The following is a 21,516-nucleotide window of genomic DNA, read 5'->3' as shown; positions in this document are numbered from 1 at the left end:
CCCGATGCGTGATCCGTACACGACCGGGAGCATGATCCGCGTCGTCGGGCGACACGCGGTACTCGGCGCTGATTCGCCTGATGGTGGGACAATGCGCCGTTCATGTTTGCGGCCGGTTGACGCCCCGGAGGACGTCCGGCCGCCGCCGCGGCCCGAAGGCCGCCGCATTCTTCTCGGCCCCGCATTGAACGCGACCCCGTCGACGCCCCGTACCTAGGGCCATGAACGGCGCGGATCCGCGCCGTCGACGGCAGCGGAACCACGAAGCACTTCGGGAGTCGACATGAACACCTGGCGCAACGCCTCGCTCGCGGTCACCGCCGCGGCCCTGTTGACGCTGACGACGGCGTGCGGTCAGGAGCAGGGCACGGCATCGCCCAACGGCCAGTCGGTGGGCAACGCGGCCCCGGCCCAGCAGCCCGCCGAGGGCGGATACGGCAACGGCGGCGACGGTTACGGCTCCGGCACGGACGCCGCCGCCCCGAAGGCGGCGGGCCAACTCGGCGTGCAGGACAGCAAGAAGCTCGGAAAGGTGCTCACCGACAGCGAGGGGTTCACGCTCTACCGGTTCGACAAGGACACCGCCAGTCCGCCGAAGTCGAACTGCGACGGCGAGTGCGCCCAGGCTTGGCCCATCGTGCCCGCGGGCGACGCCACGGCCGCCGCCGGAACCGCCGCGGACCTGCTCGGGGAGGTCGCCCGGTCCGATGGATCCAAGCAACTCACCCTGGACGGCTGGCCGTTGTACCGGTACGCCAAGGACACCGCACCGGGACAGACCAACGGCCAGGGCGTCGGCGGCACGTGGTTCGCCGCCGCCCCGGACGGGAAGAAGGCGACGGCGAACGCCGACAGCGCGGGCGCGGCCGAACCGGCCGACGCGGCGGGGCTTTCGGTCCGCAGGGATCCGGAACTCGGTGACATCGTGGTGGACAAGCGCGGTATGACGGTTTACCGCTTCACGAAGGACTCGGCATGGCCGATGAAGACGGCCTGCACCGGCGACTGCCTCAAGAAGTGGCCGGTAGTCGCCCCCGTGTCCAAAAACTCGGTGGAAGGCATCACCAAGAAGGGGTTCGTCACTTTCGACCGTCCTGACGGCGTCAAGCAGCAGACCATCGACTGCTGGCCCCTCTATACGTTCGCCGGGGACCGGAAGCCGGGTGACGTCAACGGCCAGGGAGTCGGCGGAACATGGTTCGCCGTCTCACCCGACTCCAAGCTCGTCGGCGCGCCGAAGTAACCGCCCAGTAGCTCCCAAGTAGCCCCGAACCACCGGGAATCGGTGGACGAAGTGCCGGTCCGTCGCCGCCTGCGCACACGCTGCGACGGACCGGCCGTCGACACCACCGGAGTGTGACCAATAACGGACCGCTAATTTCCGTTTCCACTCGCTCTCCTGGCGGTCGATCAGTAGCCTCTGGTCAACACTGACCATGAACATGGCCGGACCGCCGTGGCGACTTGTTGGAGACATCGATGGAGCGTCCCGCCTGGGCACCGCAGGGCATAGATATTTCCGTGCCGAGCGTGTCCCGCATGTACGACTTCTATTTGGGCGGATCGCACAATTTCGAGGTGGACCGGGAAGCCGCGCGCAAGGCCATGGAGTTCCTGCCGGGCCTTCCCAAGATCATGCAGGCCAATCGGGCCTTTATGCGCCGGGCCGTGCGCTACGCCGTCGACGCGGGGATCGACCAGTTCCTGGACATCGGCTCCGGCATCCCGACGTTCGGCAACGTGCATGAAGTCGCCCAGGCCGCCGATCCGCGGGCCAAGGTGGCGTACGTCGACCACGACCCGGTCGCCGTCGCGCACAGCCAGGCGGTGCTGGAGGGCGATGACCGCGCCGTCATCGCCTCCGCCGACCTGCGCCGGCCCAAGGAGATCCTCGCGAACCCGGAGATCACCCGACTGCTGGACCTGAACCGACCGGTGGCCCTGCTGCTGGTCGCCGTGCTGCACTTCATCGAGGACGCCGACGACCCGCGCGGAGCGGTCGCCGAGCTGCGCGAGGCACTGGCCCCCGGCAGTCTGATCGTCCTGACCCACGCCTCGTACGAGGGCATCCCGCTCTCCGAGGAGGAGGCGGGCGGCGCGGTCGGCGTCTATCGCACGACCCGCAGCCCGCTCATCATGCGCTCGCGCGAGGAGATCGGCGCGTTCTTCGAGGGCTACGAGATGGTCGAGCCCGGTCTCGTGTCGATGCCCGAGTGGCGGCCGGACACCCCGCTCGTGCCCGAGCAGGAAGACCCGTACGCCTTCTCGGGCTTCGCAGGGGTCGGGCGCAAGGCGTGAGCACTCCCGCCCAGGCGTCCGGTGAGCAGGACGCCGAACCGGACGGGCCGGAAGACCGGCTCCGGAGGTTCGCCACGATCTGGAGCCGGGCCATCTTCCCCCTGACGGCCACCTCCCTGACCCGCCCGGAGTTCGAGCGGCACCTCCTGCCGCTGGCGCGCGAGCTCAACGGCGTCCTCCACGCCCGCCCGTTCGACGCATCGCCCGCCGCACGCGTCGGCGCGGCGCTCATCGACGCGCACTGCACCGACCCGGACGCCCTCAGCTCCACGCTCGGGGTCGTCGACTCCTACCTCGTGCTGTACTGCGGCGGCAACGGCCCCGGCGAGCTGTCCACCGAGGACGCCCGCGCCCGCTGCGCCCGCATCCAGCACACCCTGGCCGCGGGCTTCTCCCAGGCCCTGCGCGAGCGCACCCTCGCCGAGCAGGAGGCCATCGCCCGCTCGGCGCTCACCGCCCGCTCCCAGGCCGAACAGGCCCTGCACGCCACGGAGGCCCGCTTCCGCGCGGTCTTCAAGGACGCCGCCATCGGCATCGGCATCGCGGACCTGGACGGCAACATCCTGGAGATCAACGACACCCTCACCAAGATGTTCGGCGGGCTGGAGCACCACGTCCGCAGCCACAAGGTGAACGAGTGGGTCCACCCCGAGGACTCGCCCCAGGTCTGGAAGTTCTACAACGAGCTGGTACGGGGGGAGCGCGACCACTACCGGGTGGAGAAGGCGTACTACCGCAACGACGGCACCGTCCTGTGGACCAACCTCACCGTCTCCCTGCTGCGCGACCCCGAGGGCCGTCCCCAGTACCAGCTGGCGCTGATGGAGGACACCACCGAGCGCCGGCTCCTGAACCTGCGGCTGCGCTACGAGGCCACCCACGACGCGCTCACCGGACTGCCCAACCGGACCCTGTTCTTCGAGCGCCTGGAGAAGGTCCTCGCCGCCGGGGAAGGGGCTCGCTTCGGCCTCTGCTATCTCGACCTCGACGGCTTCAAGGCCATCAACGACAGCCTCGGCCACGCGGCCGGCGACCGGCTGCTGGTCGAGGTCGCCGACCGGTTGCAGAGCTGCGCGACCGCGCCCGGCGAGATGGTCGCCCGGCTCGGCGGCGACGAGTTCGTGGCCCTGACCACCGGCCCGGAGACCGCCGACGCGGTGGAGGAGCTCGCCTGCCGCATCCTCAACGTGCTCTCCACCCCGATCCGGCTCGACGGCCGCGAGCTCACCGTCCGCGGCTCGATCGGCATCGTCGAGGGCCCCTCCGGCGTGCGCGGGGCCGCCGAGGTGCTGCGCAGCGCCGACATCACGATGTACCGGGCCAAGGCGGCGGGCGGCAACCGCTTCGAACTGGCCGACGCCGAGGCCGACGCCCGCGCGATCACCCGCCACGGGCTGACCACCGCCCTGCCCACCGCCCTGGACCGGGGCGAGTTCTTCATCGAGTACCAGCCGCTCGTCCACCTGGGCGACGGCTCCGTGCACGGCGCGGAGGCGCTCGTACGGTGGTGCCATCCGCAGCACGGGGTGCTCGGCCCCGACCGGTTCATCCCGCTCGCGGAGCACACCGGGCTGATCGTGCCGCTCGGGCGCTGGGTGCTGGAGGAGTCCGTCCGGCAGGCGAACTTCTGGCAGGAGCGGCACAGCGACGGCGGCCCGCTGCGGATCAACGTCAACCTCTCCCCGACCCAGCTCCACCACCCCCGGCTGGTCGCGGAGACGGTCGACGTCCTGGAGCGTTCCGGCCTCGAGCCGGGCGCGCTCTGCCTGGAGGTCACCGAGTCGGCGCTCATCGGGGCCGACGACGATCTCCTCAAGCCGCTGCGGCAGCTCGCGGAGATGGGCGTCGACATCGCGCTCGACGACTTCGGCACCGGGTACTCGAACCTGGCGAACCTGCGGCGGCTGCCGGTGAGCGTCCTCAAGCTGGACCGGTCCTTCACCCGGGGCATGCAGCAGCACCCGGCGGACCCGGTCGACCTGAAGATCGTCGAGGGGATCGTGTCGCTGGCCCACAGCCTGGAGCTGGCCGTCACCGTGGAGGGCGTGGAGACGGGGGCCCAGGCCGAGCAACTGCGCGCCCTGGGCTGCGACACGGCCCAGGGCTGGTACTACGCCCGCCCCGGCGCCCCGGACCGCATCCACGCGCTGCTGCTGGCCGACGCGGTCTGAGCCGACGCCGAGCCCCGGTCACGCCCCGTCCGGCCCGTGCTCCAGCAGCATCCGCTGGAGCTCCCGGGCCGCGCGGGGCGGGGCCACGTCGCTGCGGTGCGCCAGCGCGATGGTGCGCCGCAGCCCCGGCCCGGCCAGCGGGGTCCTGCGCAGGTCGTCGCCCGCCCGGTGCGCGGCCATGCTCGGCACCACCGCGATCCCGAGCCCCGCCCGTACGAAACCGAGCACCGCGTCCATCTCGCCGCCCTCCACCGTGAACGCGGGCTCGAACCCCTCCGCCCGGCAGGCGGCGAGCGTCAGCTCCCGCAGGTTGTACCCGTGCCGGAACATCACCAGCGGCGCCCCCTCGAGATCGGCGATCCGCACCCGGCCGCCCCGCCCGGGGGCCGGTTCCGCGGCGGACGACACCACCACCAGGTCCTCGTGCAGCAGCTCCACCGTGGTCAGCGCGGGGGAGGCGGCCGGCAGCGGCAGCACCACCAGGGCCAGGTCGAGAGCGCCCCGCGCCAGCTGACGTACGAGGTCGTGCGAGCCGCCCTCCTCCAGCAGCAGCCGCACCCCCGGATGCCGGTCGTGGAAGGCGCGCAGCACATCGGGCAGCAGCCCCGTACACAGGCTCGGCGTCGCCCCGAGCCGCACCCGGCCGCTCCGCAACTGCACCAGCTCCTGCACCTCGTGGCGCGCGGTCTCCGCGTCCGCGAGGATCCGCCGGGCCAGCGGCAGCAGCGCCTCACCCGCGTCGGTGAGGGCGATGTTGCCCCGGGCCCGGCTGAACAGCTCCGCGCCGAGCTCCGTCTCCAGGGCCCTGATCTGCTGGGAGAGCGAGGGCTGCGACACATGCACGGCCTCGGCCGCCCGGGTGAAGTGCAGGGTCTCGGCCACGGCCACGAAATAAGTGAGCTGCTGGAAGTGCATGGACCGAGGCTACTGCGCCCCGATAGGCAAAGCCTATGAAGATCAGCCGTGTCATGTGTTGGACCGATGGGCCTTTCGCCCCTACCGTCGTGTTCATGGCATTGGCAACGCGGACGGACCGACGGCCGTCGATGACGCGTACGCTCTGGGACTCGACCGTCGGCAAGAAGACCATCATGGCCGTGAGCGGCCTGATCATGCTCGGGTACCTCGTCGCCCACATGGCCGGCAACCTGAAGATCTTCTTCGGACCCGGTGAGTTCGACGGGTACGCCCACTGGCTGCGCACCATGGGCGAACCGATCCTGCACTACGAGTGGGCGCTCTGGATCGTCCGCGTGGGCCTGGTGGCCGCCGTCGTGCTGCACGGCGTCTGCGCGTACCAGCTCAGCCGCCGCGACATCCGGGCGCGCCCGGCGAAGTACGTCCACAAGAGGCCCCGCGCCAGTTACGCCACCCGGACCATGCGCTGGGGCGGGATCATCCTCGCGCTCTTCATCGTCTGGCACATCCTCGACCTGACGACCGGCACCGTCCACACGAGCTTCGAGGCCGGGCACCCGTACCAGAACGTCATCGACACCTTCTCCACCTGGTACGGCAACGCCATCTACATCGTCGCCGTGCTCGCCATGGGCCTCCACGTCCAGCACGGATTCTGGAGCGCCGCGCAGACCCTCGGCGTCGGCAACGCGACCCGCGACCGCGTCCTGAAGACCCTCGCAGGCGTCCTCGCGGCGGTGCTGACGCTGGGCTTCGTCTCCGTACCCGTCGCCGTCATGACCGGAGTGGTGAGCTGACATGCCCGACAACGACTACACGCGATACGCCACCGGCGAGCCCGTCGTCGACGCCAAGGCCCCCGAGGGCCCCGTCGCCGAGCGCTGGGACACCCGCCGCTTCCAAGCCAAGCTCGTGAACCCGGCCAACCGGCGCAAACACACGGTCATCGTCGTCGGCACCGGGCTGGCCGGCGGATCGGCCGGGGCCACCCTCGCCGAACAGGGCTACCACGTCGTCCAGTTCTGCTTCCAGGACTCGCCCCGGCGCGCCCACTCGGTCGCCGCCCAGGGCGGCATCAACGCGGCGAAGAACTACCGCAACGACGGCGACTCCATCCACCGGCTGTTCTACGACACGGTCAAGGGCGGCGACTTCCGCGCCCGGGAGTCCAACGTCCACCGCCTGGCGCAGATCTCGGTCGAGATCATCGACCAGTGCGTCGCCCAGGGCGTCCCCTTCGCCCGCGAGTACGGCGGCCTCCTCGACAACCGCTCCTTCGGCGGCGTCCAGGTCTCCCGCACGTTCTACGCGCGCGGCCAGACCGGGCAGCAGCTCCTCCTCGGCGCGTACCAGGCGCTGTCCCGGCAGATCGCCACGGGCGGCGTCGAACTCCACGCCCGCACCGAGATGCTGGACCTCATCGTGGTCGACGGAAAGGCGCGCGGCATCGTCGCCCGCGACCTCGTCACCGGGAAGATCGACACCTACTTCGCCGACGCGGTCGTCCTGGCCACCGGCGGCTACGGCAACGTCTTCTACCTGTCGACCAACGCCATGAACTCCAACGCCACCGCGATCTGGCGGGCCCACCGGCGCGGCGCGTACTTCGCCAACCCCTGCTTCACCCAGATCCACCCCACCTGCATCCCGCGCACCGGCGAGCACCAGTCCAAGCTGACGCTGATGAGCGAGTCGCTGCGCAACGACGGCCGTATCTGGGTCCCCAAGGCCAAGGGCGACGACCGGCCCGCCGATCAGATCCCCGAGGCCGAGCGCGACTACTACCTGGAGCGCATCTACCCGGCCTTCGGCAACCTGGTGCCCCGCGACATCGCCTCCCGCGCCGCCAAGAACGTCTGCGACGAGGGCCGGGGCGTCGGACCCGGCGGGCAGGGCGTCTACCTGGACTTCGCGGAGGCCATCGGGCGGATGGGCCGCAAGGCGGTCGAGGCGAAGTACGGCAACCTCTTCGACATGTACCAGCGGATCACCGACGAGGACCCCTACACGGTCCCGATGCGGATCTACCCCGCCGTGCACTACACGATGGGCGGCCTCTGGGTCGACTACGACCTCCAGACCACCATCCCCGGCCTCTTCGCGATCGGCGAGGCGAACTTCTCCGACCACGGGGCCAACCGGCTCGGGGCCTCCGCGCTGATGCAGGGCCTCGCGGACGGCTACTTCGTCCTGCCGTCCACGATCAACGACTACCTCGCCCGCAACCCGCACACCGAGAAGGTCGACGCCGAACACCCCGCCGTCGCCGAGGCGGTGGCGGAGACCGAGGACCGCGTCAACCTGCTGCTCTCCGTCGACGGCGACCGCACCCCCGACTCCTTCCACCGCGAGATCGGTGAACTCATGTGGGAGTACTGCGGGATGGCCCGCACGGAGGACGGACTGCGCAAGGCCCTCGCCAGGATCCCCGAGATCCGCGAGGAGTTCTGGCGGCGCGTCAAGGTCCCCGGAACCGGCGAACAGTTCAACCAGTCGCTGGAGAAGGCGAATCGCATCGTCGACTACCTGGAGCTCGCCGAGCTCATGTGCCTGGACGCCCTGCACCGCGAGGAGTCCTGCGGCGGCCACTTCCGGTCCGAGTCGCAGACCCCCGAGGGCGAGGCCGAGCGACGCGACGAGGAGTTCTCGTACGCCGCCGCCTGGGAGTTCACCACCACCGGCGACGCCCCCGTCCTGCACAAGGAAGACCTCGTCTTCGAGTACGTCCACCCCACTCAGCGGAGCTACGCATGAAGCTCACCCTGCGCGTCTGGCGCCAGCGGAACACCGAAGCGCCCGGCGCCATGGCCACCTACGAAGTCGACGGCATCTCGGAGGACATGTCGTTCCTGGAGATGCTCGACACCCTCAACGAGGAGCTCATCCTCGCCGGGGACGAGCCCGTCGCCTTCGACCACGACTGCCGGGAGGGCATCTGCGGCGCGTGCAGCCTCGTCATCAACGGCGACGCCCACGGCCCGGAGCGCACCACCACCTGCCAGCTCCACATGCGGTCCTTCGCGGACGGCGACACGATCGACATCGAACCCTGGCGGGCCTCCGCCTTCCCGGTCGTCAAGGACCTGGTCGTGGACCGCTCCTCCTTCGACCGGATCATCCAGTCCGGCGGCTACATCTCCGCCCCCACCGGCACCGCCCCCGACGCCCACGCCACCCCGGTGCCCAAGCCGGACGCAGAACTGGCCTTCGAGAACGCCGAGTGCATCGGCTGCGGCGCCTGCGTCGCGGCCTGCCCCAACGGCTCCGCGATGCTGTTCACCGCCGCCAAGGTCAACCACCTGAACGTCCTGCCCCAGGGCGCCCCGGAGCGCGAGACCCGGGTCCTGGACATGGTGGCCCAGATGGACGAGGAGGGCTTCGGCGGCTGCACCCTGGCCGGCGAGTGCGCGACCGCCTGCCCGAAGGGCATTCCGCTGCCCTCGATCGCGGCGATGAACAAGGAGTGGCTGCGCGCGACGCGCAAGGTCCGGCGCTGACAGGCGAGTTGATCCCGTACGGCTCCGGTGTGCTTCGGGGCCGTACGGAATCAGAACGGAATCAGGACGGTGCGGGATTCAGGGCAGCCGCAGCGCCTTCGCCAGATACGGCGCGGTCCGGCTCCCCGCCGCCCGCGCCACCTCCTGCGGCGTGCCGGTCGCCACGATCCGCCCGCCCTCGTCCCCGCCCCCGGGCCCCAGGTCGATGACATGGTCCGCGCCCGCCACCACGGCCATGTCGTGCTCCACGACCACCACCGTGTTCCGCGCGTCCACCAGACCGTGCAACTGCCGCATCAGCACCTCGACATCGGCCGGATGCAGCCCCGTCGTCGGCTCGTCCAGCAGATACAGGGTGTGCCCGCGCCGGGTGCGCTGGAGCTCGGAGGCCAGCTTGATCCGCTGCGCCTCGCCGCCGGACAGCTCCGTGGCGGGCTGCCCCAGGCGCAGATAGCCGAGCCCCACGTCCAGCAGGGTGGTCAGCGCGCGTTCGGCGGCGGGGATGTCGGCGAAGAAGGAAGCCGCCGACTCCACGGTCAGGTCCAGGACCTGAGCGATCGTCAGCCCGCGCAGCGTGACCTCAAGCGTCTCGGGGTTGTAGCGCGCACCGTGGCAGTCCGGACAGGGCGCGTACGTGCTGGGCAGGAACAGCAGCTCCACCGAGACGAACCCCTCGCCCTGGCACGTCTCGCACCGCCCGCCGCTCACGTTGAACGAGAACCGCCCCGCCGTGTAGCCCCGCTCCCGCGCCGCCTCGGTCCGCGCGAACAGTTTCCGTACGGTGTCGAAGAGCCCGGTGTACGTGGCCAGGTTGGACCGGGGCGTCCGCCCGATCGGCTTCTGGTCCACCTGGACGAGCCGGTCCACCGCATCGAGCCCGGCGGCCGACGCACACGACGACAGCTCGCCCGCCCCCGCCTCCTCGCCCGCCTCCCGGTCCGCCGGCGCCCCGGCGAGCACCTGGCCCACCAGGGTCGACTTGCCCGAGCCGGACACGCCGGTCACCGCCGTGAACACCCCCAGCGGGAACGCCGCGTCGACGCCGCGCACATTGTGCCGGTGCACCCCGGAGAGCCGGATCCACCCGGCCGGGGTGCGCGGCTCCCGTACCGGCGCGGGCCCCTCATCGAACAGGAACCGCCGCGTCGCGGACTCCGGCACCTTCGCCAGCCCGCCGGGCGGCCCGCTGTGCAGCACCCGCCCACCGTGCTCCCCGGCCAGCGGGCCCACGTCCACCAGCCAGTCCGCCCGCCGCACCACGTCCATCTGGTGCTCCACCACGAAGACCGAGTTCCCGGCCTCCTTGAGCCGGCCGAGCACCCCGAGCAGCGACTCCGTATCGGCGGGGTGCAGCCCGGCCGAGGGCTCGTCCAGTACGTAGACGACGCCGAACAGCCCCGAACGCAACTGGGTCGCCAGCCGCAGCCGCTGCAACTCGCCAGAGGAGAGCGTCGGGGCCGTCCGGTCCAGGCTCAGATAGCCGAGCCCGAGCTCGGTGACCGTCCCGATCCGGGCCAGCAGATCGCCCGTCAGCACCCGGGCCGTCTCGTCGCCGCCCGCCCCGGCGTCCGCGAGCACCTCCGCCAGCGCGGACAGGGGCAGAGCGGCCAGCTCCGCGATGGTCCGCCCGGCGAAGGCGACCGCCATCGCCTCCGGCCGCAGTCTGCTCCCCCCGCACACCGGGCACGGCGCACTGGTGAGAAACCGCTCCGCCCTCGCCCGCAGCGTGCGGCTCTTGGTGTCGGCGAAAGTGTGCAGCACATAGCGCCGGGCGCTCATGTACGTGCCCTGGTACGGGCGTTGGATCCGCCCCGCGTCCCGCACCGGATGCACGGTCACCACCGGCTGCTCCTCGGTGAACAGGATCCACTCCCGGTCCTTCGCGTCCAGCTCGCGCCACGGCCGGTCGACGTCGTATCCCAGCGCGTCCAGCACATCGCGCAGGTTCTTCCCCTGCCAGGCGCCCGGCCACGCGGCGATCGCACCGTCCCGGATCGACAGCGAGGGATCCGGGACGAGCAGCGCCTCGTCCGTCCGGTGGATCCGCCCCAGGCCGTGGCACTCGGGGCAGGCCCCGGCCGCCGTGTTGGGGGAGAAGGCGTCGGAGTCGAGCCGCTCAGCCCCCGCCGGATAGTCCCCGGCCCGCGAGAACAGCATCCGCAGCGAGTTGGAGAGCGTGGTCACCGTCCCCACGGACGACCGGGCCCCGGGCGCGGAGCGCCGCTGCTCCAAGGAGACGGCGGGCGGCAGCCCGGTGATCTCCCCCACGGCGGGCGCGCCCACCTGGTGGATGAGCCGGCGCGCGTAGGGGGCGACCGACTCGAAGTAGCGGCGCTGGGCCTCGGCGTAGACGGTCCCGAACGCCAGCGAGGACTTGCCGGACCCGGAGACCCCGGTGAAGACCGTGAGCGTGTCGCGCGGAATGTCGACGTTCACGTCCTGGAGGTTGTGCTCGCGGGCGCCGCGCACCCGGACGTACGGATCGTGGGGGGAGTGCATGGGGCTCGGCTCCGTACAGGGGGAGGGGGACTGACGCCTGGAGGGACAAACAGTTCGATTCTAGGCGTCGGCGCCCGTGCGGGCCGGTCGGGGCGGCCGTCCCTTCGACGGCAGGCAGGGCCTGTCCGACCAGGAGCGCGTCCCCTCGACGGCCGCTGACCGTCGCCCGCTCAGCGACCCCGACGGACGATCCCGGCGAGCCGCCGCAGCGAATCCACCAGCGCCTCACGGTCGTATGTGTTGGTGGTGACGAGCACCTCGTCCGCCCCGGTCTCCTTGATCGCCGTCTCCAGCTGCTCGGCCACCCGGTCCTCGGCGCCGTGGATGTGGCCCTCGAGCCCACGCTCGTACAGCGCACGCTCCTTGGCCGTCATGGTGCGGCTCCCGATGTCCTCGGCGGACGCCAGCGGGGGGAAGCTGCCGTGGGTGCGGGCGTACGCCATGGCCCAGGCTTCCGGGACGAGCAGACGGCGGGCGGCCTCCTCGGTGCCGGCGACGGCCACCGTGCCGGAGACGATCACCTCGGGGCGCTCGGCGCGGGCCGAGGGGCGGAAGTCCCTGCGGTACACCTCGATGGCGCGCAGCACCTTCTCCCGGCCGCGCAGGTCGCCGATGACCAGGGGCAGGCCGGCGGCCGCCGCGACCGCGGCGCCCTCGCCGATGGCCAGGACGTACGCGGGGATGTGCAGGCCCTCCGCCGGGCGGGCGTGCACCTGGGGGTGGGCCCGCTGGGTGCCGTCGATCCAGCCGAGCAGTTCGGCGAGGCGGCCGGGGAAGTCCTCCGCGTCCTCCTTGCCGTGGCCGAGCGCCCGGCGGACGCCGTCGGTGAAGCCCACGGAACGGCCGAGGCCCATGTCGATCCGGCCGGGGAAGAGCGAGGCGAGCACCCCGAACTGCTCGGCGACGACCAGCGGCTGGTGGTTGGGGAGCATCACCCCGCCGGTGCCGACCCGGATGGTGGAGGTCGCTGCGGCGACGGCGGCGGCCAGCACGGTCGGGGCCGAACCCGCGACCCCCGGCACGCTGTGGTGTTCGGAGACCCAGAAGCGGTGATACCCGAGGGCCTCCGCCTCCCGCGCCAGTGTCACGGTGTCGCGCAGGGCCTGGGGGCCGTCGTGCCCCTCACGGGTGCGGGAACGGTCCAGGAAGGAAAACCGGGTCGAGGCGATCACAGAGCTCACACCCTGTCCAACGTCCCGGCCCGGTGAGGATTCCCGCATCCGGGCCCCTGGATGTGGCCGATGCCCGGGCCCCGGGACGGGCCGACCGCCGGGCCCCGGGATGTGGCCGATGCCCGGACCCCGGGACGGGCCGACCGCCGGGCCCCCGGGATGTGGCCGATGCCGGGGCTTCCTAAGCTGGCCGGGTGACCAACGACGCCCGGCCGCTGGCCGTCTTCGACCTGGACGGCACGCTCGCCGACACCGCCCACCGGCAGCACTTCCTGGAGGGGCCGAAGCGCGACTGGACCGCCTTCTTCGCGGCCGCCCCGGACGATCCGCCGCTGACCGAGGGCGTACGGCTCGTGCTCGACAGCGCCGAGGAGTGCGAGGTCGTCTATCTGACCGGGCGGCCCGAGCGCTGCCGCCGTGACACCGTGGACTGGCTGAGCCGTCAGAGGCTGCCGGAGGGGCGGCTGTTCATGCGGCGCGACGGCGACCGGCGTCCGGCCCGCCGGACGAAGCTGGACATCCTTCAGCGGCTGGGCCGGTCGCACGAGGTGCGCATGCTCGTCGACGACGACGAGCTGGTCTGCGATGCGGCCGACGTGGCCGGATTCACCGTGGTGCGGGCCCGGTGGGCCGACCCGTCGCCGGCGCTGAAGGATGCGCAGGAGCGTGAAGGGCGTACCTGATCAGGTGTTTTCGTCGAGCCGGAAGCCCACCTTCAGCCCGACTTGATAGTGAGCGATTCGGCCATCCTCGATATGGCCGCGAACTTGATTAATCTCGAACCAGTCGAGATTGTGCAACGTTTCCGCTGCTCTTGCGACGCCGTTCCGGATCGCCGCGTCGATGCCCTCCTCGGAGGTTCCTACGATTTCGGTGACCCGATAGGTGTGGTTCGACATCTTATGTCTCCTCTCTGGTGACCACGTTGCCTCAATCCGGGATGTCCCGCGAGGGGGCGAGTCGGATCAATCGGGACGAGTACGCGCCTTGACCTACCGATTGGTCCATACCAAAATTCAGCCAAACCAGCCCGTGCGAGCGCCGCCCGCAATCCCCCCACACCGGGTCCTGATTTCGTCGTGTCGTTTCGCAGAAGGTGACCACGTGAAGAACCGCATACTGGCCGGAGCCGTCGCGCTCGTTTCGTCCGTCACACTCAGCGGATGTGGCTTTCTTCCCGGCTCGGGTGGCGGTGACCGCACGGTGACGGTCTGGCTGATGAAGGACAGCGTCTCGCCGGGCTTCCTGGAGAAGTTCACCAGCGCCTACGAGAAGGACAATCCGTCGATCGAGCTGGACTTCCGGATCCAGGAGTGGAGCGGCATCGGCCCCAAGGTCCTGGAGGCCCTGGAGAGCGATGACGCCCCGGATGTGATCGAGGTCGGGAACACGCAGGTGGCGCAGTACGCGGAGAGCGGCGGCCTGCGCGACCTCACCCTCGAGTCGATGCGCGACCTGGGCAGTGAGGACTGGCTGCCGGGCCTCGCCCAGCCCGGCCAGATCAGCGGGGTGCAGTACGGCATTCCCTGGTACGCGGCCAACCGGGTGGTGATCTACAACAAGGAGATCTTCCAGAAGGCCGGCATCGACTCCGTCCCCAAGACGCGGGCCCAGTGGATGGCGGACACCGAGAAGCTCAACACCCAAGGAAATCAGGGCATGTATCTCGCCGGTCAGAACTGGTACGTGCTGGCCGGATTCATCTGGGACGAGGGCGGCGAACTCGCCGAGGGCAGCGGCGGCGACTGGCGGGGCACCCTGAACTCCCCCGAAGCGCTCGCGGGCATGAACTTCTACAAGGAACTCCAGGCGCTGGGCGAAGGCCCCATGGACGCCGACGAGGAGAAGCCGCCGCAGACCGACGTATTCGCCCGGGGAGACGTCGCCCAGATCATCTCGGTGCCCGGAAGCGCCGCGCTCATCGAGCAGAAGAATCCCGAACTCAAGGGAAAGCTCGGCTACTTCCCCATTCCCGGCAAGACCGAGAAGGCCCCCGGCTCCGTCTTCACCGGCGGCTCCGACCTCATCGTGCCGAAGAACGCCGACCAGCGCAGCGCCGGAATCGCCGTCGTCAAGGCGCTGGCGAGCGAGAAGTGGCAGACCGAGCTGGCCCGCACCATGAGCTACGTTCCCAACAAGCCCAGCCTCGCCCATGTCGTCGAGGGCGAGGAGGGCACCGCCGCGATGGCCGAAGGCGCCAGGCGGGGACGCGCGACCCCCAACTCGTCCCAGTGGGCCCGGGTCGAGGCGGAGAACCCGATCAAGCCGTACATGACGGCGGTGCTCCAGGGCAACGACCCGGCCGCTGAGGCGAAGAAGGCGTCGGAGCGCATCACGGCCATGCTCGCGGGCAGCTGATCGGGCAGCCGGTCCGCCGGCTGTCGCGGTAGCTGTTCGCCGGGGCGGGGGTTCGGGAGCGGCGGCGTCCCTGGGGATTCAGCCGTCGCACATCCCCCCGCTCCACAGCGGTCACGTCGAATCCAGCCGGTGACGGAAGAAGTAAGGGGCCGGGCCATCGCATCCCGCGAGGGCCCGGCAGCCGTCCTCGCTGATCCGTCCCCGCCCCGGAGGCTGCCATGACCGTGCTGCCCACCGCCCCGCCCGTTTCAGCCCCTGTCCCGTCCGCCCCGCCGGTTCCCGCTCCTGTCCCCGCCCAGTCCGTCGCGTCCGCCCCGGCCGTGTCCCGTGCGGTCCCCTCCACACCCGCGTCCGCACCCGCCTACCGGGTCTCCCTCGCCACCGGCCAGGAGGACGTACGCGCCGCGCAGCGCCTGCGCCACCAGGTGTTCGCCGGTGAGCTCGGGGCCAGGCTGGAAGGCCCCGAACCCGGCATCGACAGCGACGCGTTCGACGCGTACTGCGACCACCTGCTGGTCCGCGAGACCGCCACGAACGAAGTCGTCGCCACCTACCGCCTGCTGCCGCCCGACCGGGCCCGGATCGCCGGACGGCTCTACGCGGAGAGCGAGTTCGACCTCACCCGCCTCGCGCCCATCCGCGACGACCTCGTCGAGGTCGGCCGCTCCTGCGTCCACCCCGCACACCGCGACGGCGCCGTCATCGCCCTCGTCTGGGCCGGGCTCGCCCGCTACATGGAGCGCTCCGGCCACACCTGGCTCGCGGGCTGCTGCTCCCTCCCGCTGGCCGACGGCGGCGCCCTCGCCGCCCGCAGCTGGAACACCGTACGCACCGGGCACCTGGCCCCCGAGGAGTACTGGGTCACCCCGCACCGCCTCTGGGACTCCTCCGCGCACCCCGACGCCGGCCCCGGCTCCCGGGCGGACCTGCCGCCCCTGCTCCGCGGCTACCTGCGGCTCGGCGCCTGGGTCTGCGGAGCCCCGGCGTACGACCCCGAGTTCAACGTCGCCGACCTGTACGTGCTGCTCTCGCTGCGCCGCAGCGACCCGCGCTATCTGCGCCACTTCCTCTCCCTCGCCCCGCGGACATGAGCGCCTGGCTGCCCGTCGCCCCCTGCACCCCGCACGCCTGCGCCCGGCACACCGGGGCGGTCCGGGCCCCGCTGCCCGCCGTGCTGCGGCTCATCGCCGGCTGCGCGTGGACCCTGCTGGGGGTCGCCTGCACCCCGCCGGCCGGGCTGCTCGGGGCCGGACCGCGTGCGTGGCTGGTGCGGTGCTGGGCGCACGGGGTGGCGCGTGCGTTCGGCGTACGGGTGAGGGTCCGGGTGCATCCGTACGCCGCGGGATCCGGCGGCGAACTCGTCGTGGCCAACCACGTCTCCTGGCTGGACATCCCGCTCGTCGCCTCGGTGCTGCCCGGCCGGATGCTCGCCAAGAGCGAGGTCGGGCGGTGGCCGGTGCTCGGACGGATCGCCGCGCTCGGCGGCACGCTCTTCATCGACCGGGACCGCCTGCGCGCCCTGCCCCAGGCCGTACGCAGCGTCGCCGCCGCCCTCCGCTCCGGCTCCCGGGTCGTGGTCTTCCCCGAGGGCAGCACGTGGTGCGGGCGGGGGAGCGGCGGGCGGTTCCGGCCGGCCGCGTTCCAGGCGGCGATCGACGCGGAGGTCTCCGTAAGACCGGTCCGCATCACGTACGCGGCAGAGGGCGCGGGTGCGGTCGCGTTCGTCGGGGACGATCCGCTCGCCGCCTCCCTGTGGCGGGTGGTGCGGGCGGCCGGGCTCACCGCCGAGGTCGACGTCCTGGCCCCGATCCCCGCAGGGGCCTACGCGTCGCGCCCCATGAACGGAGAGCCCGGCCGCCGTGAACTGGCCCGCGCCGCCAGAGCCGCCGTCCTCGGCACGGACCGGGCGACGACGGCGGACCCCAAAGCCGCCGCCTTCGGCACGGACCGGGCGACGGCGGCTCATCGGGCGGCGGGTCAGACCGCCGTGGCCAGGGACAGGGCGAACCGCCCCGCCGCATCCGTCCACCACTGAGCGAGCCGGAGCCCGGCCCCGGCCAGCTCCTCGCGCACGTCCTCCCTGCGGAACTTCGCCGACACCTCCGTACGCAGCTCCTCACCGGCCTCGAACGGCACGACGAGGTCCAGTTCGCGGATCTTCACGCTCAGCGCCCGGCGGGCGCGGAGCCGCATCTCGATCCACCGCTGCTCCGGGTTCCACACCGCGACGTGCTCGAAGTCGTCGAGCGGGAAGTCGGCGCCCAGCTCCCGGTTGACGACGTTCAGCACGTTCTTGTTGAAGGCCGCCGTCACCCCCGACGCGTCGTCGTAGGCCGCGACGAGCGTCTTCTCGTCCTTCACCAGGTCCGTGCCGAGCAGCAGCGCGTCGCCGGGGGTCAGGAGCGAGCGCACCGAGTGCAGGAACCCGGCCCGCTCCTCCGGCAGCAGGTTGCCGATCGTCCCGCCCAGGAACGCGACCAGCCGCGGTCCCGGTGTGCCGGGCAGCGCGAGACCGCCGGTGAAGTCCGCGATGAGGGCGTGCACGGACAGGCCGGGGCGCTCGGCGAGCAGCGCCTCGGCCGCCCCCGTGAGCGCGCTCTCGCTCACGTCCACCGGTACGTAACTGTCCAGCCCGGGCAGGGCGTCCAGCAGATGCCGGGTCTTCTCGGAGGAGCCCGAGCCCAGCTCGATCACGGTCCGGGCCCCGGAAGCCGCCGCGATCTCCCCGGCGCGCTCCTCCAGGATCTCCCGCTCGGCGCGGGTCGGGTAGTACTCGGGCAGCCGGGTGATCTCCTCGAACAGTTCGCTGCCGCGCGCGTCGTAGAACCACTTGGGCGGCAGCGTCTTGGGATGCCGGGTCAGACCGCTGAGGACGTCGGCGCGCAGCGCCGCGTCGGTGGCGTCCTCCGGCAGGGTGCGGGTCAGCAGGAATGGGCTCACGCGGCGGGCTCCTTGAGCGGTGTGGGGGTGACGTCTGCGGAGGTCGCGACCAGCAGGGTGCGGTCGGGAACCTCGCGCCAGCGCGGATCGTCGTCGTACGGCTCCGAGGCCACCGCGGTCGAGCGGCCCGGGTCCTGGAGATACCAGAGCGAGTCGCCCCAAGCGGTGGCCACGATGGCGGAGCCGTCCGTGACCAGCAGGTTGAGCCGGGAGCCGGGAGCGGCCTCCGCGACCTCGCGCACGGTCTTCGCGACCGCGGCCGGCAGGTCGTCGCCGGCGGCGACGCGGTGCAGGATCAGCGCCCAGACCAGCGCGGAGTCGTTGCGGGCGGCCAGCGAGAGCAGCTCATCGGCGGGCAGGGCCGCGGCCGGTGCCGCGAGCGAGCCGGGCCAGCCGGGCACCGCGCCGTTGTGGCTGAACAGCAGCCGCCCGGCGGCGTACGGCGCGGCCGCGGCCTCCCCGTCCGCACCCGCCTCGGTGGCGTCCCGTACGGCGGCGAGCAGCGCGGTGCTCCGCACCACCCGGGCCAGATCGGTGAAGGTCTGGTCGTGCCAGATCGGCCCCTGCCGCCGGTAGCGGCCGGGGACCGGGTCGCCGTCCGCGTACCAGCCGACGCCGAAGCCGTCCGCGTTGACCGTGCCGTGGCGCTGGCGGCGCGGGGCGAAGGACTGGCGCACCAGGGAGTGCGGCGGCGCGGCGAGTATCGTCCCGAGCGCCACCGGGTCGCCCACGTAGGCGATATGACGGCACATCAGGCGTCCCTGGCGGTACGGAATCCGGAGAAGATCTGCCGCCGCACCGGAAGGTCCCAGTTGCGGAACGTGCCCCGGCAGGCGACCTGGTCCACGGCGAACGAACCGCCGCGCAGCACCTTGTGGCCCGGACCGAAGAACACGTCGGAGTACTCCCGGTAAGGGAACGCCACGAAGCCCGGGTAGGGCAGGAAGTCGCTCGACGTCCACTCCCACACATCGCCGATCAGCTGACCCGCGCCGGACGGGGCGCGGCCCGCCGGATACGCGCCGGCCCGCGCCGGGCGCAGATGGCGCTGGCCCAGGTTGGCGTGCTCGGGCGTCGGGTCCGCGTCGCCCCAGGGGTAGCGCAGCGAACGCCCGGTGGCGGGATCGTGCCGGGCGGCCTTCTCCCACTCGCTCTCGGTGGGCAGCCGCCGCCCCGCCCAGCGGGCGTACGCGTCCGCCTCGTACCAGCTGACGTGGAGCACCGGCTCGTCGTCAGGCACCGGCTCGGTCACCCCGAACCTGCGGCGCAGCCACTGCCCGGCGTCCCGGCGCCAGAACAGCGGTGCGGTGAGGTCGTGTTCGCGGACCAGGGCCCAGCCCTCGGGGGCCCACCAGCGGGGCTCGGTGTACCCGCCGTCCTCGATGAACCGCTGATACGCGCCGCAGGTGACGGGGGCGGTGTCCAGGTGGAACGCGGCCACCTCGCGGCGGTGCGCGGGCCGTTCGTTGTCCAGGGCCCACGGCTCGGCGGAGGTGCCCATGGTGAACGGGCCCTCGGGGACGAGGACTTCGGCGGGCAGCGCTCCGGCGTCGGTGGGCGCGGGCGGAGCGGGTGCGGTGAGCGCGGCCGGACCCGTGCGCAACTGATGGGTGATCAGCATGGTTTCGTCGTGCTGCTGTTCGTGCTGGGCGATCATCCCGAAGGCGAACCCCGCCCGCTCCAGCGGGCGTCCGCCCTCGTGCAGCGGCGCGCCCTCCAGGATGTCCAGGGCCCTGCCCCGGACGTCGGAGGCGTACGTCCGCGCCTCGGCCGGGGCCAGCAGCGGCAGCGAGGGCCGGGCGGCGCGGGGGTGCTCGAAGGCGTCGTACAGCCCGTCGATCTCCGGGCGCAGCGCCTGCCGGCCGCCCACGGCGCGGAGCAGCCACTGCTCCTCCTGGTTGCCGATATGCGCCAGGTCCCAGACGAGCGGGGACATCAAGGGGGAGTGCTGAGCGGTGAGTTCGCCGTCGTCGACGCTGTCGGTGAGCGTCGCCGTGCGGGCGCGCGCGGCCAGCAGCGCGTCGAGGGCGCGCCGTCGCAGCGCCTCGGGGTCGTCGATGCCGGGACCCTGGGGGAAGCCGTCCACGGCGGTGGTGGAAGGGGTGGTGGCGGAGGGATCGCGGTGGTCGGTCATGCGGGGGTCACCCTTCCGGGGTGCGGCGGTGTCGTCGGCCCGTTCGCGCGGCCGTCCGTCGAGCCGGTCGCGGGGCCGTCCTTCGAGCCGGTCGCGGCCGGGGCCCAGTGGTCGGCCGACAGGGACGGATCGGTGAGGGCGCCCGGTTCGAGCAGGTCGTCGGCCGGACATCGGCCCCGGGCCACATACCGGTCGTTGAAGGCCGCGACGGTGTTCACCACGGCCTCGCTCGCCCCCATCCGGCCCAGCGCGGCCAGCGCCGTGTCGAAGCAGACGGCGGCCGCCGCCCGCAGCTCCGGATCCGCCAGGCCCTCCCGGGCGGCCGTCGTCCAGAGCGGGTTGCGCGGCGCGGGGGCGGAGCCCGCCGACTCGGCCAGCGGTTTCACGGTGCGGTACACGGTCTCGGCGGCCTCCGGGTCGTCGAACAGGGCGGTGGCGACGGCGAGCGGCACCAGCCACCCGTCCGCACCGCTCTGCGCGTCGATCATGCGCAGTTCGAGGTGCCCGCGCGGCCGGACCGGCGGGAACAGCGTGGTGATGTGGTAGTCGAGATCCGCCAGGACCGGCGGGCGGGGCGCGCCCGTGCGCATCCACTCCCGGAAGGTGAGGCCCTCCGGCACGTCCCAGGGGCCCTCCTCGCGGCGGACGCACATCACGGGCGTGTCCAGCACATGCGTGGCCCACGCCTCGCGCGGCGGGAGCCCGCCGGCCGGCGCGAGCGTCCGCGCCGGGTCGAGATCGGCCCACAGCGACTGCCGGGTGGACTTCCAGCCCGTCCGGCGGCCCCGCTGGTACGGCGAGTTGGCGAACGCGGCCACCAGGACCGCGCCCAGCAGATGGGTGAGCTGCCAGCGCCGCCCGTAACCGAGCGGCCCCGGCTCCTCCTCGCCCGCGTCCAGGCAGACCTGCACCGAGGCGGAGGTGCACATCATGGCCCGCCCGGCCGGACCGGCCCGGTCGAGCGCCGCCTCCATCGCGTCGTATCGCGGCTCCCGCAGCCTGCGGTGCGGCGTCTGCCACGGGTCCACGCCGAGCCCGACCGGCGCGAGCCCGGACCGGCCGAGCGTGGCGCGCACGGCGGCCAGGTCCGCCGCCGTCGTCTCGACGCACTCCATCAGGGAGCCGGCCGGCTGCGAGCTGAGCTCCAGCTGCCCGCCCGGCTCGAACGTCAGCGCGGCGCTCAGGGGCGTCTCACGGAGGGCCGCGACCGCGTCGTCCAGCCGGTCCTGGCCGACCGGGACGGCGGGATGTTCCCGGTCATGGATGAGCCATTCGAGTTCCACCCCCACGATGCGAGGGGGACCCGTCTTGAAACATATGCCGCGCAGTAAATCCTGTGCCGCACCCTCGTCGAGGGGGGCGGTGTCCGGGCGCGGTCCGGGGCCGCCGGGTGTGTCCGAAGACATGGGGCGCCTCCTTCTCAGTTGCGTACCTACCACCCAAACCCGTACCCAGGGATCGCACAAGAGTGCCCCTGAGCCACCGGAAAACCCGTTGCCGTCACATCGATCCTGCGACCAGCATGCACC

The 21,516-nt window shown here is 72.2% G+C and carries 18 protein-coding genes; 10 read left to right on the top strand and 8 right to left on the bottom strand.

Annotated features, from left to right (window positions below; translation table 11 throughout):
- Positions 1–283: 283 nt before the first annotated feature.
- The 3 genes from ACLJPL_RS08710 to ACLJPL_RS08700 all read left to right on the top strand — a co-directional run bounded on the left by ACLJPL_RS08710 (position 284) and on the right by ACLJPL_RS08700 (position 4,469).
- Positions 284–1,243: an SCO0930 family lipoprotein gene (locus ACLJPL_RS08710; RefSeq protein WP_411080152.1), complete on the top strand. Its 960-nt coding sequence runs from the start codon at positions 284–286 to the stop codon at positions 1,241–1,243.
- Between the two features lie 236 nt (positions 1,244–1,479).
- A complete protein-coding gene (locus ACLJPL_RS08705) occupies positions 1,480–2,298 on the top strand; it encodes an SAM-dependent methyltransferase (RefSeq protein ID WP_411080151.1) in 819 nt (272 codons plus the stop codon).
- Positions 2,295–4,469: a putative bifunctional diguanylate cyclase/phosphodiesterase gene (locus tag ACLJPL_RS08700; RefSeq protein ID WP_411080150.1), complete on the top strand. Its 2,175-nt coding sequence runs from the start codon at positions 2,295–2,297 to the stop codon at positions 4,467–4,469. The genes ACLJPL_RS08705 and ACLJPL_RS08700 overlap by 4 nt, the downstream gene beginning before the upstream one ends.
- 18 nt (positions 4,470–4,487) lie before the next feature.
- Here the strand turns inward: ACLJPL_RS08700 and ACLJPL_RS08695 are convergent, their stop codons facing one another.
- Positions 4,488–5,384, bottom strand: a complete 897-nt coding sequence (locus ACLJPL_RS08695) for a LysR family transcriptional regulator (RefSeq protein ID WP_411080149.1) — start codon at positions 5,382–5,384, stop codon at positions 4,488–4,490.
- Positions 5,385–5,479: 95 nt separating this feature from the next.
- Between ACLJPL_RS08695 and ACLJPL_RS08690 the strand changes: the two genes are divergently transcribed.
- The 3 genes from ACLJPL_RS08690 to ACLJPL_RS08680 are packed head-to-tail and all read left to right on the top strand — an operon-like array spanning position 5,480 to position 8,884.
- Positions 5,480–6,184 (top strand): succinate dehydrogenase cytochrome b subunit, encoded by a 705-nt coding sequence (locus ACLJPL_RS08690; RefSeq protein WP_411080148.1) that lies wholly within the window; start codon positions 5,480–5,482, stop codon positions 6,182–6,184.
- Between the two features lies 1 nt (position 6,185).
- Complete coding sequence (locus ACLJPL_RS08685) at positions 6,186–8,141, top strand: fumarate reductase/succinate dehydrogenase flavoprotein subunit (protein WP_411080147.1); 1,956 nt, start codon at positions 6,186–6,188, stop codon at positions 8,139–8,141.
- A complete protein-coding gene (locus ACLJPL_RS08680) occupies positions 8,138–8,884 on the top strand; it encodes a succinate dehydrogenase/fumarate reductase iron-sulfur subunit (protein WP_411080146.1) in 747 nt (248 codons plus the stop codon). The genes ACLJPL_RS08685 and ACLJPL_RS08680 overlap by 4 nt, the downstream gene beginning before the upstream one ends.
- 78 nt (positions 8,885–8,962) lie before the next feature.
- Here the strand turns inward: ACLJPL_RS08680 and uvrA are convergent, their stop codons facing one another.
- Both uvrA and ACLJPL_RS08670 read right to left on the bottom strand, forming a co-directional pair.
- Positions 8,963–11,383 carry an excinuclease ABC subunit UvrA gene (gene uvrA, locus ACLJPL_RS08675; RefSeq protein ID WP_411080145.1) on the bottom strand — a complete coding sequence of 807 codons (2,421 nt, stop codon included), beginning with the start codon at positions 11,381–11,383 and terminating at the stop codon, positions 8,963–8,965.
- A gap of 170 nt (positions 11,384–11,553) precedes the next feature.
- Complete coding sequence (locus ACLJPL_RS08670; RefSeq protein ID WP_411080527.1) at positions 11,554–12,555, bottom strand: MsnO8 family LLM class oxidoreductase; 1,002 nt, start codon at positions 12,553–12,555, stop codon at positions 11,554–11,556.
- A 194-nt stretch (positions 12,556–12,749) separates the two neighbouring features.
- Between ACLJPL_RS08670 and ACLJPL_RS08665 the strand changes: the two genes are divergently transcribed.
- Positions 12,750–13,238, top strand: a complete 489-nt coding sequence (locus ACLJPL_RS08665) for a hypothetical protein (RefSeq protein ID WP_411080144.1) — start codon at positions 12,750–12,752, stop codon at positions 13,236–13,238.
- Here the strand turns inward: ACLJPL_RS08665 and ACLJPL_RS08660 are convergent, their stop codons facing one another.
- Positions 13,239–13,454 (bottom strand): dodecin, encoded by a 216-nt coding sequence (locus tag ACLJPL_RS08660; protein WP_411080143.1) that lies wholly within the window; start codon positions 13,452–13,454, stop codon positions 13,239–13,241.
- Positions 13,455–13,659: 205 nt separating this feature from the next.
- Between ACLJPL_RS08660 and ACLJPL_RS08655 the strand changes: the two genes are divergently transcribed.
- The 3 genes from ACLJPL_RS08655 (at position 13,660) to ACLJPL_RS08645 (ending at position 16,948) form a co-directional block, all read left to right on the top strand.
- Positions 13,660–14,913, top strand: coding sequence for an extracellular solute-binding protein (locus ACLJPL_RS08655; protein WP_411080142.1), 1,254 nt, complete (start codon positions 13,660–13,662; stop codon positions 14,911–14,913).
- Positions 14,914–15,131: 218 nt separating this feature from the next.
- The gene (locus ACLJPL_RS08650; protein ID WP_411080141.1) at positions 15,132–16,004 is read left to right on the top strand and encodes a GNAT family N-acetyltransferase; all 873 of its coding nucleotides are present in this window, start codon (positions 15,132–15,134) and stop codon (positions 16,002–16,004) included.
- A complete protein-coding gene (locus ACLJPL_RS08645; RefSeq protein WP_411080140.1) occupies positions 16,001–16,948 on the top strand; it encodes a lysophospholipid acyltransferase family protein in 948 nt (315 codons plus the stop codon). The genes ACLJPL_RS08650 and ACLJPL_RS08645 overlap by 4 nt, the downstream gene beginning before the upstream one ends.
- On the opposite strand, the gene egtD is transcribed toward ACLJPL_RS08645, so the two are convergent.
- The 4 genes from egtD to egtA are packed head-to-tail and all read right to left on the bottom strand — an operon-like array spanning position 16,891 to position 21,393.
- Entirely contained in the window at positions 16,891–17,853 is a 963-nt protein-coding gene (gene egtD, locus ACLJPL_RS08640) for an L-histidine N(alpha)-methyltransferase (RefSeq protein ID WP_411080139.1), read from the bottom strand. The two genes, ACLJPL_RS08645 and egtD, sit on opposite strands and share 58 nt — an antisense overlap.
- Positions 17,850–18,605 carry an ergothioneine biosynthesis protein EgtC gene (gene egtC, locus ACLJPL_RS08635; protein ID WP_411080138.1) on the bottom strand — a complete coding sequence of 252 codons (756 nt, stop codon included), beginning with the start codon at positions 18,603–18,605 and terminating at the stop codon, positions 17,850–17,852. The genes egtD and egtC overlap by 4 nt, the downstream gene beginning before the upstream one ends.
- Positions 18,605–19,987: an ergothioneine biosynthesis protein EgtB gene (gene egtB, locus ACLJPL_RS08630; protein WP_411080137.1), complete on the bottom strand. Its 1,383-nt coding sequence runs from the start codon at positions 19,985–19,987 to the stop codon at positions 18,605–18,607. The genes egtC and egtB overlap by 1 nt, the downstream gene beginning before the upstream one ends.
- A complete protein-coding gene (egtA, locus tag ACLJPL_RS08625) occupies positions 19,984–21,393 on the bottom strand; it encodes an ergothioneine biosynthesis glutamate--cysteine ligase EgtA (RefSeq protein WP_411080136.1) in 1,410 nt (469 codons plus the stop codon). Before egtA ends, egtB begins: the two co-directional genes overlap by 4 nt.
- Positions 21,394–21,516 lie beyond the last annotated feature (123 nt).

The organism is Streptomyces sp. cmx-18-6 (genome assembly GCF_046548915.1).
Classification (GTDB): Bacteria; Actinomycetota; Actinomycetes; order Streptomycetales; family Streptomycetaceae; genus Streptomyces.
This window is presented reverse-complemented; position numbering and strand designations above follow the sequence as displayed.

Excerpts from the sequence above, each read along its gene's own strand:
- ACLJPL_RS08710 (WP_411080152.1), top strand. The coding sequence starts at position 284 with ATGAACACCTGGCGCAACGCCTCGCTCGCGGTCACCGCCGCGGCCCTG.
- ACLJPL_RS08705 (WP_411080151.1), top strand. The coding sequence starts at position 1,480 with ATGGAGCGTCCCGCCTGGGCACCGCAGGGCATAGATATTTCCGTGCCG.
- ACLJPL_RS08695 (WP_411080149.1), bottom strand. The coding sequence starts at position 5,384 with ATGCACTTCCAGCAGCTCACTTATTTCGTGGCCGTGGCCGAGACCCTG.
- ACLJPL_RS08690 (WP_411080148.1), top strand. The coding sequence starts at position 5,480 with ATGGCATTGGCAACGCGGACGGACCGACGGCCGTCGATGACGCGTACG.
- ACLJPL_RS08685 (WP_411080147.1), top strand. The coding sequence starts at position 6,186 with ATGCCCGACAACGACTACACGCGATACGCCACCGGCGAGCCCGTCGTC.
- ACLJPL_RS08680 (WP_411080146.1), top strand. The coding sequence starts at position 8,138 with ATGAAGCTCACCCTGCGCGTCTGGCGCCAGCGGAACACCGAAGCGCCC.
- uvrA (WP_411080145.1), bottom strand. The coding sequence starts at position 11,383 with ATGCACTCCCCCCACGATCCGTACGTCCGGGTGCGCGGCGCCCGCGAG.
- ACLJPL_RS08660 (WP_411080143.1), bottom strand. The coding sequence starts at position 13,454 with ATGTCGAACCACACCTATCGGGTCACCGAAATCGTAGGAACCTCCGAG.
- ACLJPL_RS08650 (WP_411080141.1), top strand. The coding sequence starts at position 15,132 with ATGACCGTGCTGCCCACCGCCCCGCCCGTTTCAGCCCCTGTCCCGTCC.
- ACLJPL_RS08645 (WP_411080140.1), top strand. The coding sequence starts at position 16,001 with ATGAGCGCCTGGCTGCCCGTCGCCCCCTGCACCCCGCACGCCTGCGCC.
- egtC (WP_411080138.1), bottom strand. The coding sequence starts at position 18,605 with ATGTGCCGTCATATCGCCTACGTGGGCGACCCGGTGGCGCTCGGGACG.
- egtB (WP_411080137.1), bottom strand. The coding sequence starts at position 19,987 with ATGACCGACCACCGCGATCCCTCCGCCACCACCCCTTCCACCACCGCC.
- egtA (WP_411080136.1), bottom strand. The coding sequence starts at position 21,393 with ATGTCTTCGGACACACCCGGCGGCCCCGGACCGCGCCCGGACACCGCC.